This is a genomic window from Sphingomonas cremea (assembly GCF_021502585.1).
Lineage (GTDB): Bacteria > Pseudomonadota > Alphaproteobacteria > Sphingomonadales > Sphingomonadaceae > Sphingomicrobium > Sphingomicrobium cremea.
The window spans coordinates 700,783-724,178 of sequence record NZ_JAKFGM010000001.1 but is presented as its reverse complement, the minus strand read 5'-3'; the positions used below and the strand labels follow the sequence as shown (position 1 = coordinate 724,178).

20 protein-coding genes and 2 tRNA genes are annotated in these 23,396 nt (G+C 63.2%); 13 read left to right on the top strand and 9 right to left on the bottom strand.

What is annotated here, in order from left to right:
• Nucleotides 1-168 (bottom strand): hypothetical protein, encoded by a 168-nt coding sequence (locus LVY65_RS03745; RefSeq protein ID WP_235066663.1) that lies wholly within the window; start codon nucleotides 166-168, stop codon nucleotides 1-3.
• 50 nt (nucleotides 169-218) lie between these two features.
• On the opposite strand from LVY65_RS03745, the gene LVY65_RS03740 reads away from it, so the two are divergent.
• On the top strand, nucleotides 219-473 hold the full coding sequence (locus LVY65_RS03740) for a hypothetical protein (RefSeq protein ID WP_235066662.1): 255 nt from the start codon (nucleotides 219-221) through the stop codon (nucleotides 471-473).
• Here the strand turns inward: LVY65_RS03740 and LVY65_RS03735 are convergent.
• Nucleotides 470-1,411: a threonine ammonia-lyase gene (locus tag LVY65_RS03735; protein ID WP_235066661.1), complete on the bottom strand. Its 942-nt coding sequence runs from the start codon at nucleotides 1,409-1,411 to the stop codon at nucleotides 470-472. The genes LVY65_RS03740 and LVY65_RS03735 overlap by 4 nt on opposite strands.
• Nucleotides 1,412-1,609: 198 nt before the next feature.
• On the opposite strand from LVY65_RS03735, the gene LVY65_RS03730 reads away from it, so the two are divergent.
• From LVY65_RS03730 to LVY65_RS03715, 4 genes are all read left to right on the top strand, one after another.
• Nucleotides 1,610-2,833: a type III PLP-dependent enzyme gene (locus LVY65_RS03730; RefSeq protein WP_235066660.1), complete on the top strand. Its 1,224-nt coding sequence runs from the start codon at nucleotides 1,610-1,612 to the stop codon at nucleotides 2,831-2,833.
• 114 nt (nucleotides 2,834-2,947) lie between these two features.
• Nucleotides 2,948-4,030: a 1,9-bis(guanidino)-5-aza-nonane synthase gene (locus LVY65_RS03725; protein WP_235066659.1), complete on the top strand. Its 1,083-nt coding sequence runs from the start codon at nucleotides 2,948-2,950 to the stop codon at nucleotides 4,028-4,030.
• 150 nt (nucleotides 4,031-4,180) lie between these two features.
• The gene (locus LVY65_RS03720; RefSeq protein WP_235066658.1) at nucleotides 4,181-4,375 is read left to right on the top strand and encodes a hypothetical protein; all 195 of its coding nucleotides are present in this window, start codon (nucleotides 4,181-4,183) and stop codon (nucleotides 4,373-4,375) included.
• A gap of 120 nt (nucleotides 4,376-4,495) precedes the next feature.
• Entirely contained in the window at nucleotides 4,496-4,945 is a 450-nt protein-coding gene (locus LVY65_RS03715) for an MAPEG family protein (RefSeq protein ID WP_235066657.1), read from the top strand.
• On the opposite strand, the gene LVY65_RS03710 is transcribed toward LVY65_RS03715, so the two are convergent.
• The 5 genes from LVY65_RS03710 to LVY65_RS03690 are packed head-to-tail and all read right to left on the bottom strand — an operon-like array spanning nucleotide 4,946 to nucleotide 11,565.
• Nucleotides 4,946-6,130: a class I SAM-dependent RNA methyltransferase gene (locus LVY65_RS03710; protein ID WP_235066656.1), complete on the bottom strand. Its 1,185-nt coding sequence runs from the start codon at nucleotides 6,128-6,130 to the stop codon at nucleotides 4,946-4,948.
• Nucleotides 6,127-7,473 carry an NAD(P)H-hydrate dehydratase gene (locus LVY65_RS03705; RefSeq protein WP_235066655.1) on the bottom strand — a complete coding sequence of 449 codons (1,347 nt, stop codon included), beginning with the start codon at nucleotides 7,471-7,473 and terminating at the stop codon, nucleotides 6,127-6,129. The genes LVY65_RS03710 and LVY65_RS03705 overlap by 4 nt, the downstream gene beginning before the upstream one ends.
• 9 nt (nucleotides 7,474-7,482) lie before the next feature.
• Entirely contained in the window at nucleotides 7,483-8,289 is an 807-nt protein-coding gene (locus tag LVY65_RS03700; RefSeq protein ID WP_408021976.1) for a 4-(cytidine 5'-diphospho)-2-C-methyl-D-erythritol kinase, read from the bottom strand.
• Nucleotides 8,286-9,905 carry a tetratricopeptide repeat protein gene (locus tag LVY65_RS13305; RefSeq protein ID WP_235066653.1) on the bottom strand — a complete coding sequence of 540 codons (1,620 nt, stop codon included), beginning with the start codon at nucleotides 9,903-9,905 and terminating at the stop codon, nucleotides 8,286-8,288. The genes LVY65_RS03700 and LVY65_RS13305 overlap by 4 nt, the downstream gene beginning before the upstream one ends.
• A gap of 13 nt (nucleotides 9,906-9,918) precedes the next feature.
• On the bottom strand, nucleotides 9,919-11,565 hold the full coding sequence (locus LVY65_RS03690; protein WP_235066652.1) for an electron transfer flavoprotein-ubiquinone oxidoreductase: 1,647 nt from the start codon (nucleotides 11,563-11,565) through the stop codon (nucleotides 9,919-9,921).
• Between the two features lie 138 nt (nucleotides 11,566-11,703).
• Between LVY65_RS03690 and LVY65_RS03685 the strand changes: the two genes are divergently transcribed.
• The 7 genes from LVY65_RS03685 (at nucleotide 11,704) to LVY65_RS03655 (ending at nucleotide 17,267) form a co-directional block, all read left to right on the top strand.
• Complete coding sequence (locus LVY65_RS03685) at nucleotides 11,704-12,396, top strand: uracil-DNA glycosylase family protein (RefSeq protein WP_235066651.1); 693 nt, start codon at nucleotides 11,704-11,706, stop codon at nucleotides 12,394-12,396.
• Nucleotides 12,396-14,150, top strand: coding sequence for a lytic transglycosylase domain-containing protein (locus LVY65_RS03680; RefSeq protein ID WP_235066650.1), 1,755 nt, complete (start codon nucleotides 12,396-12,398; stop codon nucleotides 14,148-14,150). The genes LVY65_RS03685 and LVY65_RS03680 overlap by 1 nt, the downstream gene beginning before the upstream one ends.
• 42 nt (nucleotides 14,151-14,192) lie before the next feature.
• Nucleotides 14,193-15,263, top strand: coding sequence for a PA0069 family radical SAM protein (locus tag LVY65_RS03675; RefSeq protein WP_235066649.1), 1,071 nt, complete (start codon nucleotides 14,193-14,195; stop codon nucleotides 15,261-15,263).
• An 80-nt stretch (nucleotides 15,264-15,343) separates the two neighbouring features.
• Nucleotides 15,344-16,723 (top strand): M20/M25/M40 family metallo-hydrolase, encoded by a 1,380-nt coding sequence (locus LVY65_RS03670; RefSeq protein ID WP_235066648.1) that lies wholly within the window; start codon nucleotides 15,344-15,346, stop codon nucleotides 16,721-16,723.
• A 34-nt stretch (nucleotides 16,724-16,757) separates the two neighbouring features.
• Entirely contained in the window at nucleotides 16,758-17,006 is a 249-nt protein-coding gene (locus LVY65_RS03665) for a hypothetical protein (protein WP_235066647.1), read from the top strand.
• Nucleotides 17,007-17,049: 43 nt separating this feature from the next.
• A tRNA-Pro gene (locus LVY65_RS03660) sits at nucleotides 17,050-17,126 on the top strand.
• Nucleotides 17,127-17,192: 66 nt separating this feature from the next.
• A tRNA-Ile gene (locus LVY65_RS03655) sits at nucleotides 17,193-17,267 on the top strand.
• A gap of 43 nt (nucleotides 17,268-17,310) precedes the next feature.
• Here the strand turns inward: LVY65_RS03655 and LVY65_RS03650 are convergent.
• Nucleotides 17,311-18,855 carry a sensor histidine kinase gene (locus LVY65_RS03650; protein ID WP_235066646.1) on the bottom strand — a complete coding sequence of 515 codons (1,545 nt, stop codon included), beginning with the start codon at nucleotides 18,853-18,855 and terminating at the stop codon, nucleotides 17,311-17,313.
• 167 nt (nucleotides 18,856-19,022) lie between these two features.
• A complete protein-coding gene (locus LVY65_RS03645; protein WP_235066645.1) occupies nucleotides 19,023-20,438 on the bottom strand; it encodes a tetratricopeptide repeat protein in 1,416 nt (471 codons plus the stop codon).
• 146 nt (nucleotides 20,439-20,584) lie between these two features.
• On the opposite strand from LVY65_RS03645, the gene gyrA reads away from it, so the two are divergent.
• The gene (gene gyrA, locus LVY65_RS03640) at nucleotides 20,585-23,350 is read left to right on the top strand and encodes a DNA gyrase subunit A (protein ID WP_268828564.1); all 2,766 of its coding nucleotides are present in this window, start codon (nucleotides 20,585-20,587) and stop codon (nucleotides 23,348-23,350) included.
• Nucleotides 23,351-23,396 lie beyond the last annotated feature (46 nt).

Genomic DNA, 23,396 nt, shown 5'->3' with positions numbered 1-23,396 from the left:
CTACAGCGTCCAGATCAGCACGTTGCCGATGAAGATGATCCCGCAAGCGATCATCAGCAGGCCTCGCAGACGGTCGTCAGGGCGCATCGCCAGCCGAAATCCGAAGATCAGCAGCAACATTGCAGCAATCATCGTGATTGCGAGCGCCGCTGAGGCAATGCTTCCCACTTTTAAGGCCCTTCACTGCTTCTTAACTGCATTGCCCCATGCTTCCGGGCATGCGTGATGTCCAGCAGCAACAGGCACGCCTCGAAGAGGCGTTCGAGCGGATCGAAGAGACGATCCTGCCCTGCATCGCGATGATGCTCGATACGCTTCTCGACGCCTCGACCAATCTCGCCGAAATCGATCCCAAGGCGCTGGCTGCAGAGCTTCAAACCCTGGCTGCCGAGCTGGAGGAGCTGACCCGAGCCGTCGAGCGCAATTCTCCGGCCCATGTCGAGCCGGGCGAATATCGCATCGCCAACGGCTAATCGACCAGCCGCGCATGAAGCGCGGGGTCGATATTCCCGCCAGACACCAGCGCCACCGTTTCCGGCACGATTTCCGCCTTTCCAGCTAAAAGCGCCGCAATCGAAGCTGCGCCGCCGGGCTCGACCACCAAGCCATGCTCCTGCCATGCCCAGCGCACCGCAGCAGCAATTTCATCCTCGCTGACAGCCACTCCCTTCACTCCGCGTGCCTTCAGAATGCCGAAGGTGATCGGTGAGACCTTGGGGGTCTGGAGAGCGTCGCACAGCGTCGGAGGTGCGTCGGCATCGACCGGCACGATCTCGCCCAGCTCCAGCGATCGGCGCATGTCGTCCCACCCTTCTGGCTCGACCGGCACAATGCTGGAGTCAGGGCAGGCCAGCGCAATACCCGCGCTGAGTCCGCCCCCGCCGCAATTGACAAGTATCTGCGCCGGACCAGCAACGCCGGCCTCTGCAAGCTGTTCGAGAATTTCGAGGCCCGCCGTTCCCTGCCCGGCGACAATGTGCGGATCGTCGAAGCTCGGGACGACCACCGATCCTTTCTCGGCGGCAATGCCAGCGGCGATTTTTTCCCGGCTTTCCGTACGGCGATCGAAGAAAATAATCTCAGCGCCCTGGCTCCGCGTTCCTTCGATTTTCAGTTTGGGGGCATCGGACGGCATGACGATAATTGCGGGAATCCCTAGCCTTTTGGCCGCAATCGCTACGCCCTGGGCATGATTGCCCGAGGAAAAGGCGACCACTCCCCTGGCCCGTTCCTCCTCGCTGAGAAGCATCAGCCGATTGGTGGCGCCCCTGAGCTTGAACGAACCGCCGGTTTGAAGGGATTCGCATTTGAGCCAGACGCGCGACCCGCGAATCTTCGCTTCGACCAATGGCGTACGCTCGACGGAGCCGGAAATGCGTGCGGCAGCGGCCAGCACATCATCATGTGTCACTTGTGGACAATGTTCCAAGCCGTTCAACTCCTTGGGATTTCGGCAAAACGTTGCAAGCCGGGGATTAACGCAAACTCGAAGGTTCAAAAAATCTTTACATGGGGGACCCCCACACATATATCGCGCTTCCGCTGCCCCATGGGACTTCCAACCGCAAGGCAGCTTTTTGTCGAAACTACCCGTTGGAGGTCCCTTGAGTTGCACAAGCATCATAGCGCGCTGGGGCTAGCGAAAGCCCCTAACGGCAACAGCGATGTTGCCGCGATTGTCGAGCAACGCCCGGTTCAACCGGTCACGCTCCTCCGTCCGCATGCCGCCAAGCGTGCCGCCCGCTTCTTTGCAGAGAAGTTTCCGGGCAAGTCGCTCTATGCGGTCAAGGCCAATCCCTCGCCGGACCTGCTCAAGGTCCTGTGGGACGCGGGCGTCACCCATTATGATGTCGCTTCGCTCGGCGAAGTGCGGCTTGTCGCGGAAACGCTGCCGGGTGCAACCCTGTGCTTCATGCATCCGGTCAAGGCCGAGGAAGCGATTGCGGAAGCCTATTTCACTTATGGGGTGAAGACCTTCAGCCTCGACACGGTGGAGGAGCTGGAGAAGATCCTGCGCGCCACCAAGGGGGCGACCGACCTCAACCTGCTCGTCCGCCTGCGGGTATCCTCCGATCATTCGAAGCTGAGCCTCGCGTCCAAATTCGGTGCCGAGCCCCATGAGGTGAAGCCGCTGCTGATGGCCGCCCGCCAGGCTTCCGACGCGCTCGGCCTTTGCTTCCATGTCGGCAGCCAGGCGATGAGCCCCGCGGCATATGGCGAAGCGATGGGCCGCGTGCGTGACGCGATCGTCGAAGCTGCGGTCACGGTCGACATCGTCGATGTCGGCGGCGGCTTCCCCAGCTGGTATCCGGGTATGGAGCCGCCCGCGCTCGAGGCTTATTTCGACGTCATCTATCGCGCCTTCGAAGAGTTGCCGATCAGCTATTCGGCGGAGCTGTGGTGCGAGCCGGGCCGGGCGCTTTGCGCAGAATATGCCAGTGTGCTTGTCCGCGTCGAAAAGCGTCGCGGCGATGAGCTGTACATCAACGACGGCGCCTACGGCGCCCTGTTCGATGCGGCGCACATCGGCTGGCGCTATCCGGTCAAGCTGATCCGCGAGGAAGAGTCGAACGCCCGGGAAATGCCGTTCAGCTTCTACGGGCCGACCTGCGACGACCTCGACCATATGGCGGGCCCATTCGAGCTTCCGGCAGACGTCCAGGCCGGCGACTATATCGAAGTCGGGATGCTCGGCGCCTATGGCTGCGCCATGCGCACCGGGTTCAATGGCTTCGGCGTCGAGGATAAGGTTATCGTCGGCGACGAGCCGATGGCCTCGCTCTATGGCGGTTTCGCGGAACGGGAGCGCCGCTCGAACGTCGTCAAGCTGTAGGCTTTCCAGTCCATGGCGGCATCGTCGCATTGAAGCGGCGATGTCGCTTGTATTCCGTTGACAGTCGCGAGTAGCGGGGAACCGTTTCCGCGGGAATGACAAGGTATTGATCAAATGACTACCGACACGCTGAACAAGGTCCAGGACGAGAGCCTGATCAATGACAAGCGCAAGGCGGAATTGCTGTCGAGCGAAGTCGAGCATATCGACATCACCTCATTCGACGCCCGCCCGCTGGTCGAGGCGATGGGCAAGATGAGCTTCACCAGCCGCGACCTCGCGCGCGCCGCGGGCATCTACAACCAGATGCTGTCGGACCCTGGCTGTTCGGTCATCCTGGTGATTGCCGGCTCGACCTCGGCCGGCGGCTGCATGGATCTTTATGCCGAGTTGGTGCGCAACAACATGGTCGACGCCATCGTCGCCACCGGCGCGACCATCGTCGACATGGATTTCTTCGAAGCACTTGGGCACAAGCATTACCAGGCGCTAGAGATCCCCGACGACGACACGCTGCGCTCGCTCTACATCGACCGCATCTACGATACCTACATCGACGAAATCGCGCTGCAGGATTGCGACTATACGATCGGCAAGATTGCCGACAGCCTGGAGCCCCGCCCCTATTCGAGCCGCGCCTTCATTCGGGAGATGGGCAAATGGCTGGCGAACGGCAACGGCAAGAAGGACAACAGCCTGGTCAAGCTAGCCTATGAGCATGACGTGCCGATCTTCTGCCCGGCCTTCACCGACTCCTCGGCCGGCTTCGGCCTCGTCAAGCATCAGGTCGATGCAATGAAGCGCGGCGGCCATTACATGACGCTCGACTCGATCGCCGATTTCAGGGAACTGACCGACATCAAGATCAAGGCGGGCACCACCGGCCTGCTGATGATCGGCGGCGGCGTCCCCAAGAACTTCGCGCAGGACACGGTCGTGTGCGCCGAGATCCTCGGCCATGAGGATGTCGAGGTGCACAAATATGCAGTGCAAATCACCGTCGCCGACGTTCGCGACGGGGCCTGTTCGTCATCGACCCTCCAGGAAGCGGCCAGCTGGGGCAAGGTTTCGACTGCGCTCGAGCAGATGGTCTATGCCGAGGCGACCTCGGTGCTGCCGCTGCTGGCCAGCGACGCCTACCACCGCGGCCACTGGCGCAGCCGCGACAAGCGCCGCTTCGCCCGGCTGTTCGACTAGAAGCATTTCTCGGGGAAAGCCTGAGTGAATTAGCCTCCTCGCGAAAAGAACCGCGAGGAGGCTTTCTCATTTTCTGTCTGCTGGTTTCTACTGATTGCGCGCCAACCGCTGCGGGTCAAAATGTGGCGAGTTCCAAATGGGGAGACGCACATGGCAACCCGCAAGCTTGTTCTATCGGCAGCCGCTATCATTTTCCTTCTGGTTGCATTGGGCGCGCTTTATCGACTGCTGGTCGGCTTCCCGATTTCGATTGGGGGCGTGGAAATTGGCCAGGTCGGTACATTTTTCGCCCTGGTTGTTGGAGCTGGCCTCAGCCTGATGCTGTTCAACGAAGCCAGAAAATAGACGGTCTGCCGACGGCAGCCGGCTCAGCAACTTCGACGATGCGGCCGGCATTTGTTACGGCTTGAGTAGTCCCGCTTTCTGACGCAGGCTTCCTCCTTTCCAAATAGGGGGAGGGAAATAGTGAATTATAGCCCGTTGCTTGCGCCGGTCGTGGCGCTGGTCGCCTGGACCTTGGTCATCATGGTCTGGATGGTCGTGGCCCGCTTTGCGGCCTTCAAGAAAATGGGAGTCTCGCTGGGTAAGGTGCCCGCTGGTGCGCGCGGCGTCGATATGGACGGCAAGGCTCCGAACGAGGCGCAATGGAAGTCGCACAATTACAACCACCTCATGGAACAGCCGACGATTTACTATGCAATCGTGATTACGCTTGCGCTGATGGGCATGGATCAGCCGGTCAACATTTGGCTAGCCTGGGGCTATGTCGGGCTTCGCGTCATCCACAGCCTGATTCAATGCACGGTCAACGTGGTCCGCTATCGCTTGCTGGTTTTCGGGCTGGCCACATTCTGCTTGCTCGGCCTCACCGTTCATGCGGCGGCGCGGGTGGCGCACGACTGCTTGGGTTGGTGATCAGCGGCTGAAAGCGGCTGCCAGCTCGACATGGGTCGACCATCGGAACTGCCCGACCGGTCGCACCCAACGCAGCCGGTAGCCGCCTGATGCCAGTATCTCCGCATCGCGAGCAAATGTCGCAGGGTTGCAGCTGACATAGGCGATGCGCGGAGCGGCGGAATTCGCGAGTTCGCGCACCTGTTCCACCGCGCCGGCACGGGGTGGGTCGAGCACAACCGCATCGAATGCCGTCAGTTCCTTGCTGTCCAATGGGCGGCGATAAAGGTCGCGATGCTCGGCCTGGATGGTTTTGCCAGCCCTGCCCGTTACGGTCTTAATTGCCAGCACCGCATCCCGCGAAGCTTCCGCGGCGGTGACATGACCCTCCAGCGAGAATGCAAAAGTCCCAAGGCCGGCAAACAGGTCGGCAATGCGCTCTGCCCCGGCGATCGCCTCCCGGACCGCGGCGACCAGCGCGGCCTCGCCATCCTCCGTGGCCTGCAGGAATGCGCCAACCGGCAGCGCCACCGGCACTCCGCCGAGAGTGACCGTCACCGGTTGCGGCTCGAAACGCGGTTCTGAGCCGAAGCCTTCGTCGATCGCCAACCGCGCCAGGGACTGGCCCTCGCTGAAAGCCGTCAGCGCTTCGACGGCTTCGAGGCCGGAAACGGTCACTCCTTTGAGCAGGACATCCGGCCCTTGGTCAGCCAAGGCTAGCTGTACCTCGGCGGTACGCTTCGGCAAAAGGATCGAAGGGAGCAGCCTTCGCAAGGGGGCCAACAGTGCGAACAGGCGCGGATGGAGGATATGGCACTCCATCATGTCGACGATCTTGTTGCTGCCGGCCTGGTTGAAGCCGATCAACACTCGCCCCCCGGCCGTCAACGCCCGAAGGGTTGCCCGGCGGCGGGTCCGGGGCGGCGACAGGTGCGGCGCTCGTATTTCCGTTTCCAAGCCGTGCTGGGCAAGCGCGCCCTCCACCCGCGAAATGCAATAGTCAGAATAGGCGGCGTCGGTGAGGTGCTGGAGCTGGCAACCGCCGCATTCGGGAAAATGGCGGCATGGCGGCACCTGATGGCCCGGGCCCTGCCGAATGGTGCCGTCGTCCAGAAGAAGGTCGCCCGGAACTGCGAACTGGATGTGCCGGCCGCTTGCGGTGACCCCATCTCCGCGCGCGGCGATGCGAACGATAGTCTCATTCATGAAAGGGCGCTTGGGATTGCAGCCACCAGATCGTCCGCGATCATCCCTGGCCCCGCAGCCTCCGCGGCGCGGCCATGTACCCATACCGCGGCGCATGCCGCTTCGAACGGATCGAGGCCGCGAGCTCGCATGGCTGCAATCATGCCGGCCAGCACGTCGCCAGTTCCGGCACTGGCGAGCCAGGCTGGAGCGGGCGGCGCGAAGCCGAGGCGACCGTCCGGCGACGCGACCAATGTATCGGGCCCTTTGTAAACGATGACCGATTGCGATCGCCGAGCCGCTTCCAGCGCGCGGTCGGCCTTGCTGCCGGATAGATCGCCGAACAGTTTGATGAATTCCCCTTCATGGGGCGTGAGGATGGTGTCGTGGCCATGCAGGCGTTCGGGATCGCCGACCAATCCTATCGCGTCGGCATCTATGACGATCGGCCGTGGCGCCGTCAGCGCCAGTGTCAGGACTTGCGGTGTGTCGCCAAGGCCTGGCCCGACAAGGATGCACCCGATCCGCTCGTCCTGGAGGTCAGCGCCACCGGTCTGGACAACGGATGATGGTAAGTTGGTGATTGGCAGCGAGGTCGAAACCCGAACATAGCCGGCTCCGCTTCTTGCGGCCGCAGACGCGGCAAGCGCAATTGCTCCCGGCATTTGCCCAGCCAGGCAATGGACCAGTCCTCGGCTATACTTATGACCCTGCGGGTCGAGCGGGGGGATCTCCAGACGGCCGATTTCAAACCATTTTCCGTCCGCCTCGACTCCAATATTCGCCAGAACGACCCGGCCCATCTTCGCCATTGCAGGCATCAGCCGGTGCGCGGGCTTCAGCGCGCCGAAAGTAACGGTCAGGTCATAAGAAGCGATCGGCGAAAGTGATGCGCCGCCGTCGGTAGAAACACCGCTCGGCAAGTCGCAGGCCACAGCGACAAGTGCATCATCGACGAGCCTGGAAAGCCGTTCCGCAACAGAGGCTTCCAATCCGCGGCTGAGTCCGGTTCCAAACAGGCAGTCGACGACGATCGGCGCCGCGGCAGCTTCGGCAAATCGCTCAACCGGGCCATCCCATTGGCTTCTTGCCCAGCGAGATGCTTCGGTCCGGGGCTCATCCAGCGCGGCAACGCGTACGGTATAGCCATGCTTCGCGAGGTGGCGCGCGGCGACATAGCCGTCTCCGCCATTATTGCCGGGTCCGCACAGAATCAGCGTTTCGCGCGGACCAGCGTAGAAGCGAATGGCCTGGGCCATCCCCGCCCCTGCCCGTTCCATAAGGGTCGTCTCAGCAATACCCGCCTGGATCGCGGCTGCTTCGGCAGCGCGCATCTGGTCGGCGGTGAGGATCGGGCGGGCCATCAGGCGGCCCTATCGCAGAAAAGACGCCAAATGCCACCAGTTCGAAGGGCAGGCAGCTGCGGCGTCATCGCGCGCGCCTTCATTCTCGAACGAAGCGAAGCATGTTGCGCCGCTGCCTGACATTCGGACGAAGTTCGCGTCATTCCGCTGCTCCAGCCAGTCAAGGACTTCGCCAATCTGCGGAACCAACATCCGTGCCGCGCCTTCGAGGTCGTTGCGGCCTTCGCGCCAGTCGCCGAGCGGACCGCGGTCGTTTCCGTCCCACTTCGCAAAGACATCGCGTGTCGAGAGCGCCGTTCCCGGATTGACCAGCAATACGGGCGTTCCGGCGATCGTGGGATCAACGAGCAGTTGGAGCGCATCGCCCACCCCCTCGCCCCGCGCCGTCATGCTGAGCAGGCAGGCGGGCACGTCGGAGCCTAGTTTCGGAGCCACGGCCGAAGCATGTTTCGGATCGATGCCCCACAGTCGTGTCAGTAATCGGAGCGCCGCTGCGGCATCGGCTGATCCGCCACCGACTCCCGAGGCAATCGGCAGGTCCTTATGGAGAATAAGGCTTGCCCCCGCCCCAACGCCTGCTGCTACCCGCAACTCTTTGGCAGCACGCAGGACCAAATTGTCCTGATCCTGCAGGGCATCGGCGAAGGGACCGACTACCGCCAGGGCCATATGGTTGGCAGCTTCCGCTTCCAGCCGATCGCCATCGGTGCAGAAGGCAAAGACCGTCTCCAGCGCGTGACGCCCATCGGGCAACTTGCCGCGCACATGAAGGGAGAGGTTGAGCTTGGCCGGGGCCGGCTCTGAAAGCTGCATCAGGGCGCGGCGTTGGCGGGGGTAAGCCCGGCTTCCAACTTTCGCTCGAGCCGCGACTTCGCCTTGTCCTGCGCATTGATCAGCGCCGCCTGCCACGAAAAGCGCGCTTCGATCCGCCGACCCGAAGTGTAGAGTGCGTCGCCGAGATGTTCATGAATCTCCGACTGGCCCGGGTCACCCGCCGCGGCACGGCTCAGCGTTGCGATCGCTTCGGGCAGTTGGCCTCGTTTGTAGAGCGCCCAGCCGAGCGAGTCGGTGATCGATGCGTCGTCGGGCCGAAGCGCGCTGGCCTTCCGGATCATCGCCTCAGCTGCGTCCAGATCCTCGCCGCGCTCCAGCTTGCCGTAGCCGAGGAAATTCAAAAGCAGCGGATTGTCCGGTTCCAGCTTCATCGCAACTTCCAGCTCGGCCTTAGCCTCTGCCCAGCGGTCGGCCTGCTCGAGGCTGGCAGCGCGGAGCAGGTACAAGGTCCAGAGCGTCGGGTTGGATCCCCGTTCCGTCCGAGTGATGGCATCGCGATAGGCAGCGGCTGCTTCCGCGTGCCGGTCCATATCGCCCAGGACATTGGCCAGCCGGGCATAGTCCTGCGGCCCGGCCCCGGGTGATTCCACTGCGGCACGGGCGCGCAGCAGCGCCCCATCAAGATTGCCTTTATCAACCAATATCCGAGTTTCTATATCCAGCGCTTCGCCGGCCAGCAGGTCGTCAGGCTTCATGGTGCCAAGCAACCGCAGCGCATCTTCCGGCTTTCCGTCATCATCGAGGAGCAGGCCAAGCAAGATCGTTGCCTCGTGATTGCCAGGATTGGCATGGCGCGCGACCTGGGCCAGCGCGATCGGAAGCGCCTTACTGTCGTCGCGGCCGAGGTCGATCGCCAGGGCGAGGAGCATCTCGGCATAGCCCGCGGCCGGCGTATCGATCTTCGTGTCAAGCGGCCGGCCGGCGGCCAGTCGCGCCCGGGCAGCGGCCAGTGCCTCATCGTCGCCCTGGAGCATTGCAAGCGCTTGTTCGGGCTGTTTTAGCCGCACCAGGGCATCGGCATAGGCAAGCCTGAGGCGAGTGTTACGGCCGCCACCTTGGAGCAAAACCTTTTGGGCCAATGGCAAGGCATCGCCAGGCTTGCCCAGCGTGAACAGCATGGCGGCCCTCTGTTCGTCGGCAATCGACACGAGCGGGCTTCCATCCGGGAGTGCGGCGAGCGAGGCTGCGCCGTCGTCCTTGCCACGCGCCGTCCTTTCCCAAGCCTTCACCAACGGTGCGAAAAGTTCGACCTCAGTCGAGGTGGCGCCTTTTTCGAGATCGGCAACCGCCTGTTTGGCCTTGCCGTTGCGAAGAGCATCGGCGGCGAGCATCAGCCGGGCGTCGATCGGCAGTTCCGCCGGAGGAATTTTCTTGGCGAGCGATATCGCCAATTCCGCCTGGCCCGACTGGATCGCCGTAGCGATAGCGCGCCGCGCGATGGTCCGATCGCCGGGATCGGCGGCCGACATGGCAGCGAACAGGCGGGCCGAACGCGCTTCGTCGCCATTCATTTCCGCCGCTCGAGCTTCGACATAGGTCGCGAGCGGCGCGGAATTGCTGTTCGCTTGCGCCGAGCTTGCAAGCGCAAATGCGATCACGGCGGCAAGGCAATCACATGTTCGGATAATTCGGTCCTCCGCCACCTTCCGGAACGACCCAGTTAATGTTCTGGGTCGGATCCTTGATATCACAAGTCTTGCAGTGGACGCAGTTCTGCGCGTTGATCTGAAGCCGCGGTGAACCGCCTTCTTCGACAATCTCGTAAACGCCCGCCGGGCAATAGCGTTGCTCCGGCGCGTCGTAGAGCGCGAGATTGACCTTGATCGGCACCTCGGCGTCCTTGAGCGTCAGGTGGATCGGCTGATCCTCCTCATGATTGGTGTTCGAAATGAACACGGATCCGAGGCGATCGAAGGTGAGCTTGCCGTCGGGCTTGGGGTAATCGATCGGCTGGTAATGTTCCTTGCGGCCAATCTGCGTGTGGTCGGCATGGTGCCTGAGTGTCCACGGCGTCCTGAGCTTCAGATAGTTGAGCCACATGTCGAGCCCGGCAAATGCGGTGCCAACCGTTCCACCCCAGCGCGACACCGCGGGCTGGGCATTGCGGACGATCTTGAGTTCGTCGGCGATCCAGCTTGAGCGGACGGCGGGTTCGTAGGAATCCAGCATATCTCCGCGACGGTCGGCGGCAACGGCCTCGAATGCCGCCTCGGCTGCAAGCATGCCCGATTTCATCGCAGTGTGGCTGCCCTTGATCCGCGGCACATTGACGAAGCCCGCGGCGCAGCCGATCAGCGCGCCGCCCGGGAATGCCAGTGTCGGAATGGCCTGCCATCCGCCTTCGTTGATCGCCCGCGCGCCATAGCTGACCCGCTTGCCGCCTTCGATCTCGGCGCGGATCGCCGGATGCGTCTTCCAGCGCTGGAATTCCTCGAATGGCGAGAGGTATGGGTTCTTGTAGTCAAGCGCGACGACGAAACCGAGCGCAACCTGGCCATTGGCCTGATGATAGAGAAATCCCCCGCCCCAAGCGTCGTTCAGCGGCCAGCCTTGGGTATGAATCACTCGCCCTGGTTGATGTTTGTCAGCAGGAACGTCCCACAGTTCCTTGATTCCAATACCGAATACCTGTGGCCCACTGTCCTTCCTCAAATCGAAGATCCGGGTCAGCTCCTTGGTCAGGTGACCGCGGGCGCCTTCGGCAAAGAAAGTATAGCGGGCATGAAGCTCCATTCCCGGCTGGTAGTCGGGCTTGTGCGTGCCGTCGCGCGCCACGCCCATATCGCCGGTGGCGACGCCCATGACCGATCCATCGTCGCTGAACAGCACCTCCGCGGCCGCGAATCCGGGGAATATTTCGACTCCAAGCGCCTCTGCCTGCCCCGCCAGCCAGCGCGTCACATTGCCGAGGCTGGCCGTATATTTCCCGTCATTGTGCATGAAGGGCGGCACCAGGAATTGCGGAATGGCCCACTTGCGCTTCTTGCTGAGCACCCAGTGAAGATTATCGGTGACCGGGACGGTGAGCGGACTGTCCTTTTCACGCCAGTCCGGGATCAGCTCGTCGATCGCTTTCGGATCGATCACCGCGCCTGACAGGATGTGCGCGCCAACTTCGCTGCCCTTTTCAAGGACGCAGACCGAGATGTCGCGGCCCTTCTCCTCGCCCCGCTGCTTCAACCGGATCGCGGCAGCCAGCCCGGCGACGCCCGCGCCGACGATGACGACGTCATATTCCATCGATTCGCGCTGGGTCATTCGCTCTCCTCGCTCTCCCGCTCGCGCGGTTCGGTTTGCGCCTCTCGTCGCGCTGCACCGTCTTTCGGCCTTGCCAGCCCTGCCAATTCCTTGACCGCGCCGTCAACCTTGGATGACAGAAGGCGGATGGGTGGGGAAATGCAAGCGATTGACCGCAAAGCGGCCGACAGCCTGATCGGCTGGTGGATTGAGGCGGGCGTGGATGAGCCTGTCGGCGAATCGCCGCGCGATTGGCTTCGCCGGAGTCCGACGGCTGCACCGCTCGATCAGCCATATCCCGTGGCAATGGCCGAGCAAGCCGGAACCCTGGCCGCCTTCCAGGACTGGCTGGCGACAGGCATCGGCTTGCCGATGGATCGACCAGGTGCGATTCGAATTGCGCCCCAGGGGATCGAAGGCGCCAAATTGATGCTGATGTCCGATCTTCCCGGCAGGGAGGATGCGGCCGACGGAAAACTAATCGGCGGCGAAGCCTGGGGCCTCGCCAAAAACATGCTGGCGGCAATCGGTATCGAACCGGACGCGGCCTATGTCGCGTCATTGACCTGCTTTTATACGCCGGGAGCGCGATTCAACGGGGAATTGGAACCCTGTGCGGCCATCGCGCGTGACCATATCCGCTTGGCCAGGCCTGAACGATTGCTCCTCTTTGGCGACGCCCCCGCTCGCGCGCTGCTCGGCGAACCGTTGGCCAAGGCGCGAAGCCGTGTCCATCGGATCGAAGGAATCCGCACGGTTGCAACCTTCCATCCGCGCTGGCTGTTGCAGCGGCCATCTGACAAGGCGCTCTCCTGGCGGGATCTCCTGCTGTTGATGAGCGAGAATGATTGATGCGTTTGAACCTGATCTTCTGTGCAAGCGTCGCATTGGCCAGTCCGGCCCTGGCACAGGACGCCGATCCTCTCGCCCCGCTTGAACCGTCGGCCACGGCCGAACAGCCCTCCGCGCCTGCGCCGCAAGCAAACACGACCCAACCCCTGCAGCCTTTGACGCCGCCACCCCCGCCCAAGGTTATTCCGAAGGACTGGCGTGGAGTGTTCGCGGCCATTGGCCAAGGGGATTGGGAGGGCGCGAGGCTCGGGATCGACGGGCTGCCGGACGACCCGCTCAAGCCTTATGCGAAGGCCGAACTATTTACCGCCAAAGGTTCCCCGAAGGTCGAATTGGGCCCGCTTCTTGCCGTCGTGACGGAAGCGCCGGAATTGCCCCAGGCGGCACAGCTGCAGCGGATGCTGGTGGCTCGCGGTGCAGTCGAACCGCCCGCAATTTACTGGCCTCGTCCCACGGTTTCGCTGGGCAGCGCTCCGCGCCGGGGCAAGACCCGGCCGGTAGAGGGCGAGCCGGTAGCGGACGAGCTGCGCCTAGCCTTCGAGCCATACGTCAAGGTCGACGACGGCCCGGGTGCCGAAGCGCTTTACCTGCAAGCTTATCCCAACCTGTCCTATGAGGCGCGAGCCGAGGCCGCGAACCGGGTCGCCTGGATCTATTACGTCGGTGGCCGCGATGCGGATGCCCGGCGCATCGCCGACCAGGGCCGGCTTGGCGCCACGGGCGATTGGGCAGCCCAGGCGGCCTGGATATCCGGGCTTGCCGCCTGGCGCATGGCCGACTGGAACGCGGCCTATGGCGCTTTCCGCGAGGCGGCGTCTCGAGCCCGCGAACCGGAGTTCAACGCCGCCGCCTATTATTGGACCGCCAGGGCGGCGCAGGCCAGCCGGCGGCCGAAGGAGGTCGCTCCGCTCCTTCGCGCCGCCGCGCGATCGCAGGAAAGCTTTTATGGGCTGATGGCGCGCGAAGTGCTTGGAATGGACAAAAGGCTGCCCAAGACCGCCGCTCCGCGCGACCTGAGCCGGGTCGAAGCCTTGCCAAATATTCGACGGGCGACGGAATTTGTCGCGATCGGCATGCGCTCCAGCGCCGAGGAGCTGCTCCGTCATCAGTCCAAGATTGGTAGCCCCGCCGACCAGCGATCGCTGATACGCATCGCCGACAAGCTTGGCCTTCCCGGCGCACAATTCTGGCTGGCGCACTTCGGCCAGCCTGGTGCCCAGGTCGATGCCGCCGATCGTTACCCCATACCCAACTGGACGCCATACAATGGCTGGAGGGTAGATCCGGCGCTGGCCTATGCCCACATCATCCAGGAATCCAATTTCCGCTCGGACGCCGTCAGCCCGGCCGGCGCCGTTGGATTGATGCAGGTACGACCCGGCACCGCCGGAGATACCGCCCGCAGCCGCGGCACCAGCGTCAGCGCCGCCGCCCTCAAGGACCCGCTGACCAATATCGATTATGGCCAGGCCTTCATCGAACTGATCCGCGGCAGTTCCGCTACCCGCGGCCAGCTTCCCAAGGTCATTGCCGCTTACAACGCCGGGCCCGTCCCGGTCGAGCGCTGGGCCTATTATGACCGCGGCGACCCGCTGCTGTGGATCGAGAGCATCCCTTATTGGGAGACCCGCTTCTACGTCCCGTCGGTCCTTCGTAACATGTGGGTGATCCAGGGGCTGGAGGGCGCAGAGACGCCGACCTTGACGGCTCTGGTCCAACATAAATGGCCAGATTTTCCTCAACGCCGGCGTTGATTTGTTCTTGATATGTTCTGCGCGCGGTCGCATGATCGCGCCATGCCGGTCGAGTCGATCAAGGCGCGGGGCGCAACCCGCAATGCGACACCGACGCGCTTCAACCTGAAGGAGCGCGTCGCGGAAGGCGACTGGCTGGACAGCGTCGATGACCTGGACGGGATTGCCCCCCGCAGGACGACGGTGACGATCGAGCGGCCGAAGACGATTTTAACCCGAAACCGCTCCCCGGACATCGGCTTCGACCGCTCGATCAACCCCTATCGCGGCTGCGAGCATGGCTGCATCTATTGTTTCGCGAGGCCGACCCACGCCTATCACGACCTTTCGCCTGGGGTGGATTTCGAAAGCAGGCTGTTCGCAAAGCCCGATGCCGAGAAGCTGCTGCACGCAACGCTTTCCCGGCCCGGATATGAAGTGGCGCCGATCGCGCTGGGGACGAACACCGATCCCTACCAGCCGATCGAGGATCATTGGCGGATTACTCGCTCGATCCTCGAACTGCTGCTGGAAACCAGGCACCCTTTCACCATCACCACCAAGTCAGACCGGGTGCTGCGCGACCTCGACATCATCGAGCCCGCGGCAAGGCTTGGCTTGGCGGCCGTAGCGATTTCGGTGACCTCACTCGACCCGAAGGTCCACAAGACGCTGGAACCTCGCGCGCCCGCTCCGCGCAAGCGCCTGGCAGCCATCAAGACGTTAAGTGGCGCCGGTGTCCCGGTGTTTGCCTCCATTGCTCCGGTGATCCCTCAAATCACCGATCACGAGCTGGAATCGATCGTCGCCGCCGCCTCTGAGGCTGGAGCACGCGGTGCAACCTTCCTGCCCATCCGATTGCCGCATGAGGTCGCGCCGCTGTTTCGCGCCTGGCTCGACGAGCATTATCCCGATCGCGCGGCGAAGGTGATGGCGACAATCCAATCGTTAAGGGACGGCCGCGACAATGACCCCAATTTCTTCACCCGAATGCGCGGCAAGGGTCCGTGGGCGGACCTGATCAGGACCCGCTTCGACATCGCTTGTCGCAAACATGATTTGGCGCGGTTGAAGATCCCGTTGCGCCGTGACCTGTTCGAACCGCCCCAGGGCGATCAGCTGCGCCTTTTTTAATCGCTATTGTTGGAGTTTTTATGACCGGTTTTCGACGAACGGCGGTGACAATGTTTCATGTCGCCGTTAGCTCTTCGCCCATGCTTCGTACCCTTGCCGCAGCATCGCTGCTCGCCGCCGCTTCGCCCCTCGCCTCCCAGACCCTTCCTGATCCGGTGAAGGTCGGCGGGCTGCGCGATGCTGCGTTGGATAATGACCACTATGCCTGGGACATCGTCGAGGGACTGACGACGGAAGTGGGCCCGCGCCTGGCCGGGACCGAGGCAGAGGCACGTGCCCGCGAATGGGCGGTGAAGAAACTGACCGCGATGGGCTTTGCCAATGTCCGGGTCGAACCGTTCGATATGCCGGTATGGGTGCGCGGACAGGAAAGCGCGGAGATCATCGCACCCTTCCCCCAGCGTATGGTCGTCTCGGCGCTCGGCAATAGCGGTTCGACAGGCCCGGCGGGCATCACCGGCGAAATTGTTGCTTTCGACAGCGTCGACGCGCTTCGTGCCGCGCCCGACAGCGCGGTAAAAGGCAAGATCGTGTTCATCGACCACCGGATGGTCGCGACGTCCGATGGCATCGGCTACGGTCAGTTCGGCGCCCCTCGGCGGCAAGGCCCCACGGTTGCCAGCAAGAAAGGCGCGCTGGCGATCGTAATTCGCTCGATCGGTACCGACCACCACCGCAATCCGCATACCGGCGTACAGGTCTTCTCCGATGGAGCGACGCCGATCCCGGCAGGTGCGCTGTCTGTGCCGGACGCCGAACAGATGGTTCGCATCCTGAAACGCGGCCAGCCGGTGACGATGAGGCTGGTTCTCGTCAGCCAGAACATCGGCACGCGCCAGTCCGGAAATGTCATTGCCGAAGTGCCGGGCCGGGACCCGACTCTGCCGCCGATCCTGGTTGGCGGCCACCTCGACAGCTGGGACCAGGGCACTGGCGCGATCGACGACGGCGCCGGTGTGGCGATTGCCGCGGCCGCAGCCAAGCGGATCATGGACGCCGGGCGGCCATTGCGGACCATTCGCGTCATATGGTTCGGCGCGGAGGAAGTGGGGCTGTTCGGTGGTCTCGATTATCGCGCCAGGCATGGCAAGGAACCGCATTATGCGCTGATCGAAAGCGATTTCGGCGCCGACAGGATCTACCGTGTCGACAGCAAGCTGGGCGAAGCTCGGCGGTCCGAAGCCGAAGCGCTTGGCAAGGTGCTCGCACCCATCGGCATCGTTACCGGCAAGTTCGAGGAGGCGGACGGCTCGGACATTGGTCCGATGCTTGCCGACGGCCTGCCTGGCATCACGCTTGCGCAGGACGGCACCCGATATTTCGACATTCATCACACTCCGGACGATACGCTGGACAAGATCGACCCCGCCCAACTCCGGCAGAATGTGGCGGCATGGACCGCCGTGCTTGGGGTGCTGTCGGGCAGCATTGAGGAGCCGAAACGACCCAAGCGGCGTTAAAGCCCCGACCGACACATGGTCCGGGAGGAAAGTCATGCGAGTAGTTATTGCATTGCCCCTGCTGGCGCTCGCCGCCTGCCAGGTAACCAAGGACGACGCCAACGACAGCGTGAGCGTCGAATATAACCAGGATGTCGCTGAAAACGGCGTTGCCGCCGCCACTAACGAGGCAGGCAATATCGCGGAAGACATCGTCAATGACGTCCAGCAGAGTGCCGACAAGGTCGGGAACAAGGTCGATGAGGTCCAGGCAGACAGCAAGGACACGAATAGGGCGAATTAGCCTTTTCCCCGCAATGATGCGCTGCTAGGCGGCCCTTTCCGGTCGGGGAGTGGCGCAGCCTGGTAGCGCATCTGCTTTGGGAGCAGAGGGTCGCAGGTTCGAATCCTGTCTCCCCGACCATTTTCGATTTCGACAATCCGGGGGATTGTCGTTGAATCGAAAATCAGATTACCCCGATAACGGGTGGGGCCTGTAGCTCAACGGTAGAGCTGGCCGCTCATAACGGCTTGGTTGTAGGTTCGAATCCTGCCGGGCCCACCATCGCCACGCGCAGCCAGTCCGGGGGACTGGTGAGCATGGCAATTCAGCCGCGAACAAGCGGCAGGATCAGCGTCAATTCCGATTGCGACAGGCGAAGGTCGCCGCCCGCCAGCCTTGCCAGGCCGCGTACCAGACGCAGCGCAAAGCCTAGCCCTAGTCTTGCCCCTTCTCCGTCGGCAGCGGTCGAATAGGACGGATCCAGCAATTGGCTGTCGCCAAGGTGCGCGGTCGAGGCCGGACGGGTGGCTGAAATGGTCAGGCGGCCCCTGCCCTCACCGGTTTCTATGCGGATCAACTCTCCTGCGGCGGCGGCCTCGATAACCGCGCCGATGAAGCGCTTGAGCAGCCTGTTGGCCAGGTCATTGTCCAATTTCAGGCGGGCCTGGCCGTTCAATGGAGCAATTCGTAGCTGCACCCCGCGGCTCGACGCCTGGTTGGCCCATTCCTCTGCAAGCGGCGGAACGATGTCGGCCAAGGTAGCCGCTTGGCCCGCGCCCGGCCCGCGACTTATCCTGGCGGCAAAATCCAAATCTTCGATCGCGGCAAGCAATGTCCTCGCCTGTGCCACAATCTCGGCCGCGCGAAGGCGGTAGTTTCGATGAGCCGGCCCGAGGTATTGGCCGTCGATGATTTCGGCAAAACCGATAATCGCATTCAGCGGGGTCTTTATCTCGTGGATCGTCTCGCGGAGCGCCTCTGCGTCCGCGCCGATGGCAAGATCAGGCGCGGCGGGCTCCAACTCATCCGGTTCGCCCTCTCGGCGGGCAATTCCGCGATAGCCAAGGAAGCGGCCATCGACCGGCGAAAAAGCGGGTATCCCGCTCAATCGCCATTCGCCTTCTAGTGCCGGCGCCGGGATGTTGATGGGCGCTCCTTCGAACGGAAGCCGGTCGGTAAAGGCACGAACCAGCTCTCGCGGCGCGCCCTCGTCGCCGGGCAGGCTGCGGCCGATCAGCGCCCCGCGCGGTGCGCCTTCGACCCAACCGATCTGCCCCGAAGCGTCGCATTCCCAGCGAAACAGTCCAGGCCCACTAACCGCCTCGGGCCGGGCGGGTGGCGGGCGAGCTTCATCGACGACTTCGCCGGGTTCGGCCGGGGATGCTTCGCGTTTGTGCTTCAGCCGCTCGATCCGCGCCACCATGTCGCCGATCGACGGTGCAGGCTCCGCAGGTTGCGGTGGAGTTTCGGCGCCGGCGGGTGGCGGTGCAGCGTCGCCGCGAATGGTGCGGATAAAATCGGAGACCTCCTCGCTCGCGGACGAAATGACCGTCGCCCACCCAGCCTCATCCAGCGGCGCGGCAGCAAGAAGCGGCGCGGCGACATCAAGCCGATCGGCGGCGAATATGGCGATGAGGCGCGGCTCGCTGGCACGTCCGGCGATGCTGCGCGCCGTTGCTGCGCGGATCGGCCGGGCAACCGATTTGACGCCCGACCGAACCATGGTCAGCGCGGCATCGAGCAACGCCGGGTCGATTTCATCATGTGGCCGTGACAGGAGATCGACGAGTTGGCGCCATCGGACGGTCCGGTCGTGCGAGTCCGCGACCGGTTGGGTCATTACCGTCCTAAGGCGGTCGTCGAAACGCACTTACCCATTTCCCCTGCACGCTTTTTTGCGCCCCAGCCTTGCGGTCTCGGAGCTGCGCACGACAGGGGGTGGGGATTAACCATCCCATATTGGGACGAATAAGGGGCGCCCGATCCGTCGACCCGGCGCCCCTCAGCTACCCAATATTCAAAGTCGAACGCTTTGCGTCAGGCCTGCTGCGCCAGCCACGTCAGCCACAGGCTGGCAACCTCGGCCTGTGCGCCGCCGGCGGCCTTGAGCGCTGCTACTGCACCCGCCTTGTCGCCGCTCCGGGCCAGGGACATGCCAAGCCGCAGATTGGCCAGGTCCTTGTCGACGCCCGATTTGCCAAGCGCGGCACGGAACAGGTCGGCCGCCTGCGCATAGTCGCCATAACCATAGAAGGCTTCACCGGTGACCATCGCCTTCTTGGCATCGGCGGAAGCTTTCGCCGCCGTCGCCGACGCAGCCAGCGAAGCGCGGTCGCCCTGCGACCGGGTGCTTGCGAGCGTATAGAGCTGGCTGAAGGTTGCCCTGCTCTTGTCTATCGCCTTCGAGGCGAAACCCTGGTCCAGGACTGCCTTGGCTTCGCCGGGGAAACCCTTCGTCACCAATGTATTGGCAAAGCGGAAATAATCATTCTCGCCCGACAGGGCGCCAGCCGCCTGAGCCAAGCGCATCGAATCGAGCAACGAAGCGTCGTCGAGGCCGCTGGTCGACTGGTAGATGCGGATGGCATCGCGCCAATTCTTCTGGCTCGGATAGGCCGCGACCCATTCGCGGGCGATGGTCGGAGCGCTTGGCATCTTGGCGTCGAACGACAGCTTCACCGCGCGCTTGTACCAATTTTCTTCCGGCTTCTGGCCAGCCGCGACCCGGGCGGCGATCGCCTTCTGGATCAGCGTGACCGCTTCCGCAGGCCGCCCTTGCGCGTTGCGCGCTTCCGCCAGCATGACGGTCGCTTCGACATTATTGGGCTCAATCTGCAAGGCGCGCTCGAATGAGGCGGCGGCCTTGTCATATGCCTTGGTATTATACTGCAGCTTACCAAGGTTGACGTAGAGCGGAATGGTATTGGCGGGGGGCAGGACGTCGGACGCAAGCACCGCGTCGATCGCCGTCATGATTGCGGCATTGTCCTGCACATCGACTGCTGCCTTCAGCTGCAACTGGGCGATCACATAACGATCGTCCTTGGTCTTGGCCTTGGCCTGCGCCGCGGCCAGCTTGGCCGGGATATTCGCGGCGTCCTTGGCATTGACGGCGGTCTGGAGCTCAACGATCTCCTTGCGAGCCGAGCTGGAAATATTGGGCTTATACTCGCCGGTCGAAGCTTCGGCCGGCGGTGCTTCCCCCTTGGGCGGCATAGCGACCTTCGGCGGCGCGCTGGAGCCATATTGCGCCATTGCAGGCGAAACCATCGCAAGGCTGCTCGAGGCGAGCACCAGAGTCAGCGCGGTGGGAGTCAATTTCATGCCATTCTCCTGTTGCGCCAGCTCGTCCTTCGCGGCGGGCGCGATCTTCTGAATATGTTGCCGAAGACGCCCATAGACGCCTTGTTCGGCCGCGAAAAGCGCCAATGGCGGCAAGGTGCTGAATGCCATTTGAACCGTGCCTCCTTGCGCGCGCGCGTTGCGCGCGTGGGGTGGCGCTCGCCGCCCCTATCGGCTAGCAGCTTTGTGGGGGTGCGACTTCCGCATGGCGGTGATTCCCCCGCGCATCATTTCGAACAAGAACGACAGGAAAAACCTTGGCGACCCAGCCTCCCGCCGAAGAACATAATCACGGCGATATTGCTCCCATCTCCATCGTCGAGGAGATGAAGACCAGCTACCTCGATTACGCCATGTCGGTGATCGTCAGCCGTGCGCTGCCCGACGTGCGCGACGGCCTGAAGCCGGTTCACCGCCGGATCCTCCACGCCTGCCAGGAGGCGGGTTATGTCGCCGGGCGGCCCTACCGCAAGTCGAGCCGCATCGTCGGCGACGTCATGGGTAAATATCACCCCCACGGCGACCAGGCGATCTACGACGCGCTTGCCCGAATGACCCAGGATTGGTCGATGCGCGTGCCGCTGATCGATGGCCAGGGCAATTTCGGGTCGATGGACCCCGATCCGCCGGCTGCGATGCGCTACACGGAAGCGCGGCTCGCCAAGGTCGCCAACTTCCTGCTTGGCGACATCGACAAGGACACGGTCGACTTCCAGCCCAATTACGACGCCAGCGAGCGTGAGCCGCAGGTGTTGCCCGCGCGCTTCCCCAACCTGCTGGTCAATGGCGCCGGCGGAATCGCGGTCGGAATGGCGACCAACATCCCGCCGCACAACCTTGGCGAAGTACTGGCTGCGTGCCGCGCCTTCATCGAAAATCCGGCGATCAGCTCCGAAGGGCTGATGGAACATGTGCTGGGTCCGGATTTCCCGACCGCACCGATCATCCTCGGCACCTCGGGCATCCGCAGCGCCTACACGACCGGTCGCGGCTCGATCATGATGCGCAGCCGTGCGCATGTCGAGGAGGGCCGCAACGACCGCCGCTCGATCGTGCTCACCGCCATTCCATTCCAGGTCGGCAAGAACGGCTTGGTCGAAAAAATTGCCGAAGCGGCGAAGGACAAGCGCATCGAAGGCGTGTCCGACATTCGCGACGAGTCCAATCGCGAAGGCGTCCGGATCGTCATCGAGCTGAAGCGCGACGCAACGGCAGAAGTGGTCCTCAACCAGCTGTGGCGGCACACGCCTGCGCAGTCGAGCTTCCCGGCCAATATGCTCGCGATCCGTGGCGGACGGCCCGAGACGCTGGCGCTTCGCGAGATTATAGAAAGCTTCGTCAAATTCCGCGAAGAGGTGATCACCCGGCGCGCCAAATTCGAATTGTTCAAGGCGCGCGAGCGGGCCCATATATTGCTGGGCCTGGTCGTCGCGGTCACCAACCTCGACGAGGTGGTCAAGCTGATCCGCAGTTCCGCCAGCCCGGCCGAGGCGCGCGAGAAGCTGATCGCCCGCGAATGGCCGGGCGACCAGATCCGCTCCTACATCGCACTGGTCGAAGCGGTCGAACCGCAGGCGAAGGGCGAAACCTACCGCTTGTCCGAAGCCCAGGTGAAGGCAATTCTCGAGCTTCGCCTCCACCGCCTCACCGCGCTGGGCCGCGACGAAATCGGCGATGAGCTCGAAGGACTTGCCAAGAGCATCGGCGAATTGCTTGAAATTCTTGGCAATCGCGCCCGCCTCTATGAGGTAATGCGCGAGGAATTCGACGAGGTGGAGGCCGAGTTCGCGACCCCTCGCGTCACGGAGATCGCCGCCGCCGCCGACGGCATCGAAGACGAGGACCTGATCGAGCGCGAGGACATGGTCGTGACGGTGACCATGACCGGCTACATCAAGCGCACGCCCCTGGCCTTGTTCCGCGAACAGAAGCGCGGCGGCAAGGGCCGATCGGGCATGTCGACCAAGGACGAGGATATCGTCACGGAACTGTTCGTCACCTCGACCCACAATCCTGTGCTGTTCTTCTCCAACACCGGCCGGGTCTACCGGATGAAAGTGTGGAAGCTGCCCGAGGGCGGACCGACGGCGAAGGGCCGTCCCATGGTCAACCTGCTTCCATTGGCAGAAGGTGAAACCATCACCACCGTCCTGCCGCTTCCCCAGGATGAGGCGGAATGGGGTGGACTCCACATCATGTTCGCCACCGCCAAGGGCACGGTACGGCGCAACTCCATGGATGCTTTCACCAATATCCCTACCGCCGGCAAGATCGCCATGAAGTTCGGCACGTCCGAGGATGGCGAGGAGGAAGAAGACAGCCTCGATCGGATCATCGGCGTCGAACTTTTGACCGAGGAAGACGACGTCCTGCTCGCAACGCGCAACGGCAAGGCCATTCGCTTCATGTCGACCGACGTGCGCGAATTCCAGAGCCGCGCGTCAATGGGTGTCCGGGGCGTCCGCCTGATCGACGACGATCAGGTCATCTCGATGTCGATCCTGCATAGGGTCGGAACGACGCAGGAGGAGCGCGAGGCCTACCTCCGTTGCCCCGCATGGCGGGAAAAAGACGAGGAATGCACTTTGCCGCCCGAACGCTACGCAGAGTTGGCGGAAGGCGAGCAGTTCCTGCTGACGATCACTGAAAACGGCTATGGCAAGCGCTCGTCAACTTATGAATATCGCCGCACCAATCGCGGCGGCCAGGGCATCATCAACATCGTCACGTCGGAGCGGAACGGCGGCGTCGTGGCGAGCTTCCCTGTCAAACCGGGCGAGCAGCTGATGCTCGTCACCGACCAGGGCAAGATGATCCGCACCACCGTCGGGGATATACGTATAGCCGGTCGTAACACCCAGGGTGTTACTATCTTCAACGTCGCCGAGAACGAGAAGGTCGTTTCCGTCGCCCGGATCGACGAAAGCGACGAGGAAGAGGTCGAGTTGGACGGCGGCGACGAACTGGCGCCCGACACGGGTGCGACGGTTGGAGAAGATTTAGCGTCCGGAGACGAAGCCTAGCGAGGAACGCAGGCGTCTGGGGGCGCGTTGGTTGGAGGAGATAGTT

Bases quoted from the DNA above. Each gene is read 5' to 3' on its own strand.
- LVY65_RS03740 (WP_235066662.1), top strand. From the start codon at position 219: ATGCGTGATGTCCAGCAGCAACAGGCACGCCTCGAAGAGGCGTTCGAG.
- LVY65_RS03725 (WP_235066659.1), top strand. From the start codon at position 2,948: ATGACTACCGACACGCTGAACAAGGTCCAGGACGAGAGCCTGATCAAT.
- LVY65_RS03720 (WP_235066658.1), top strand. From the start codon at position 4,181: ATGGCAACCCGCAAGCTTGTTCTATCGGCAGCCGCTATCATTTTCCTT.
- LVY65_RS03710 (WP_235066656.1), bottom strand. From the start codon at position 6,130: ATGAATGAGACTATCGTTCGCATCGCCGCGCGCGGAGATGGGGTCACC.
- LVY65_RS03705 (WP_235066655.1), bottom strand. From the start codon at position 7,473: ATGGCCCGCCCGATCCTCACCGCCGACCAGATGCGCGCTGCCGAAGCA.
- LVY65_RS03690 (WP_235066652.1), bottom strand. From the start codon at position 11,565: ATGACCCAGCGCGAATCGATGGAATATGACGTCGTCATCGTCGGCGCG.
- LVY65_RS03685 (WP_235066651.1), top strand. From the start codon at position 11,704: ATGCAAGCGATTGACCGCAAAGCGGCCGACAGCCTGATCGGCTGGTGG.
- LVY65_RS03680 (WP_235066650.1), top strand. From the start codon at position 12,396: ATGCGTTTGAACCTGATCTTCTGTGCAAGCGTCGCATTGGCCAGTCCG.
- LVY65_RS03675 (WP_235066649.1), top strand. From the start codon at position 14,193: ATGCCGGTCGAGTCGATCAAGGCGCGGGGCGCAACCCGCAATGCGACA.
- LVY65_RS03670 (WP_235066648.1), top strand. From the start codon at position 15,344: ATGCTTCGTACCCTTGCCGCAGCATCGCTGCTCGCCGCCGCTTCGCCC.
- LVY65_RS03665 (WP_235066647.1), top strand. From the start codon at position 16,758: ATGCGAGTAGTTATTGCATTGCCCCTGCTGGCGCTCGCCGCCTGCCAG.
- LVY65_RS03645 (WP_235066645.1), bottom strand. From the start codon at position 20,438: ATGGCATTCAGCACCTTGCCGCCATTGGCGCTTTTCGCGGCCGAACAA.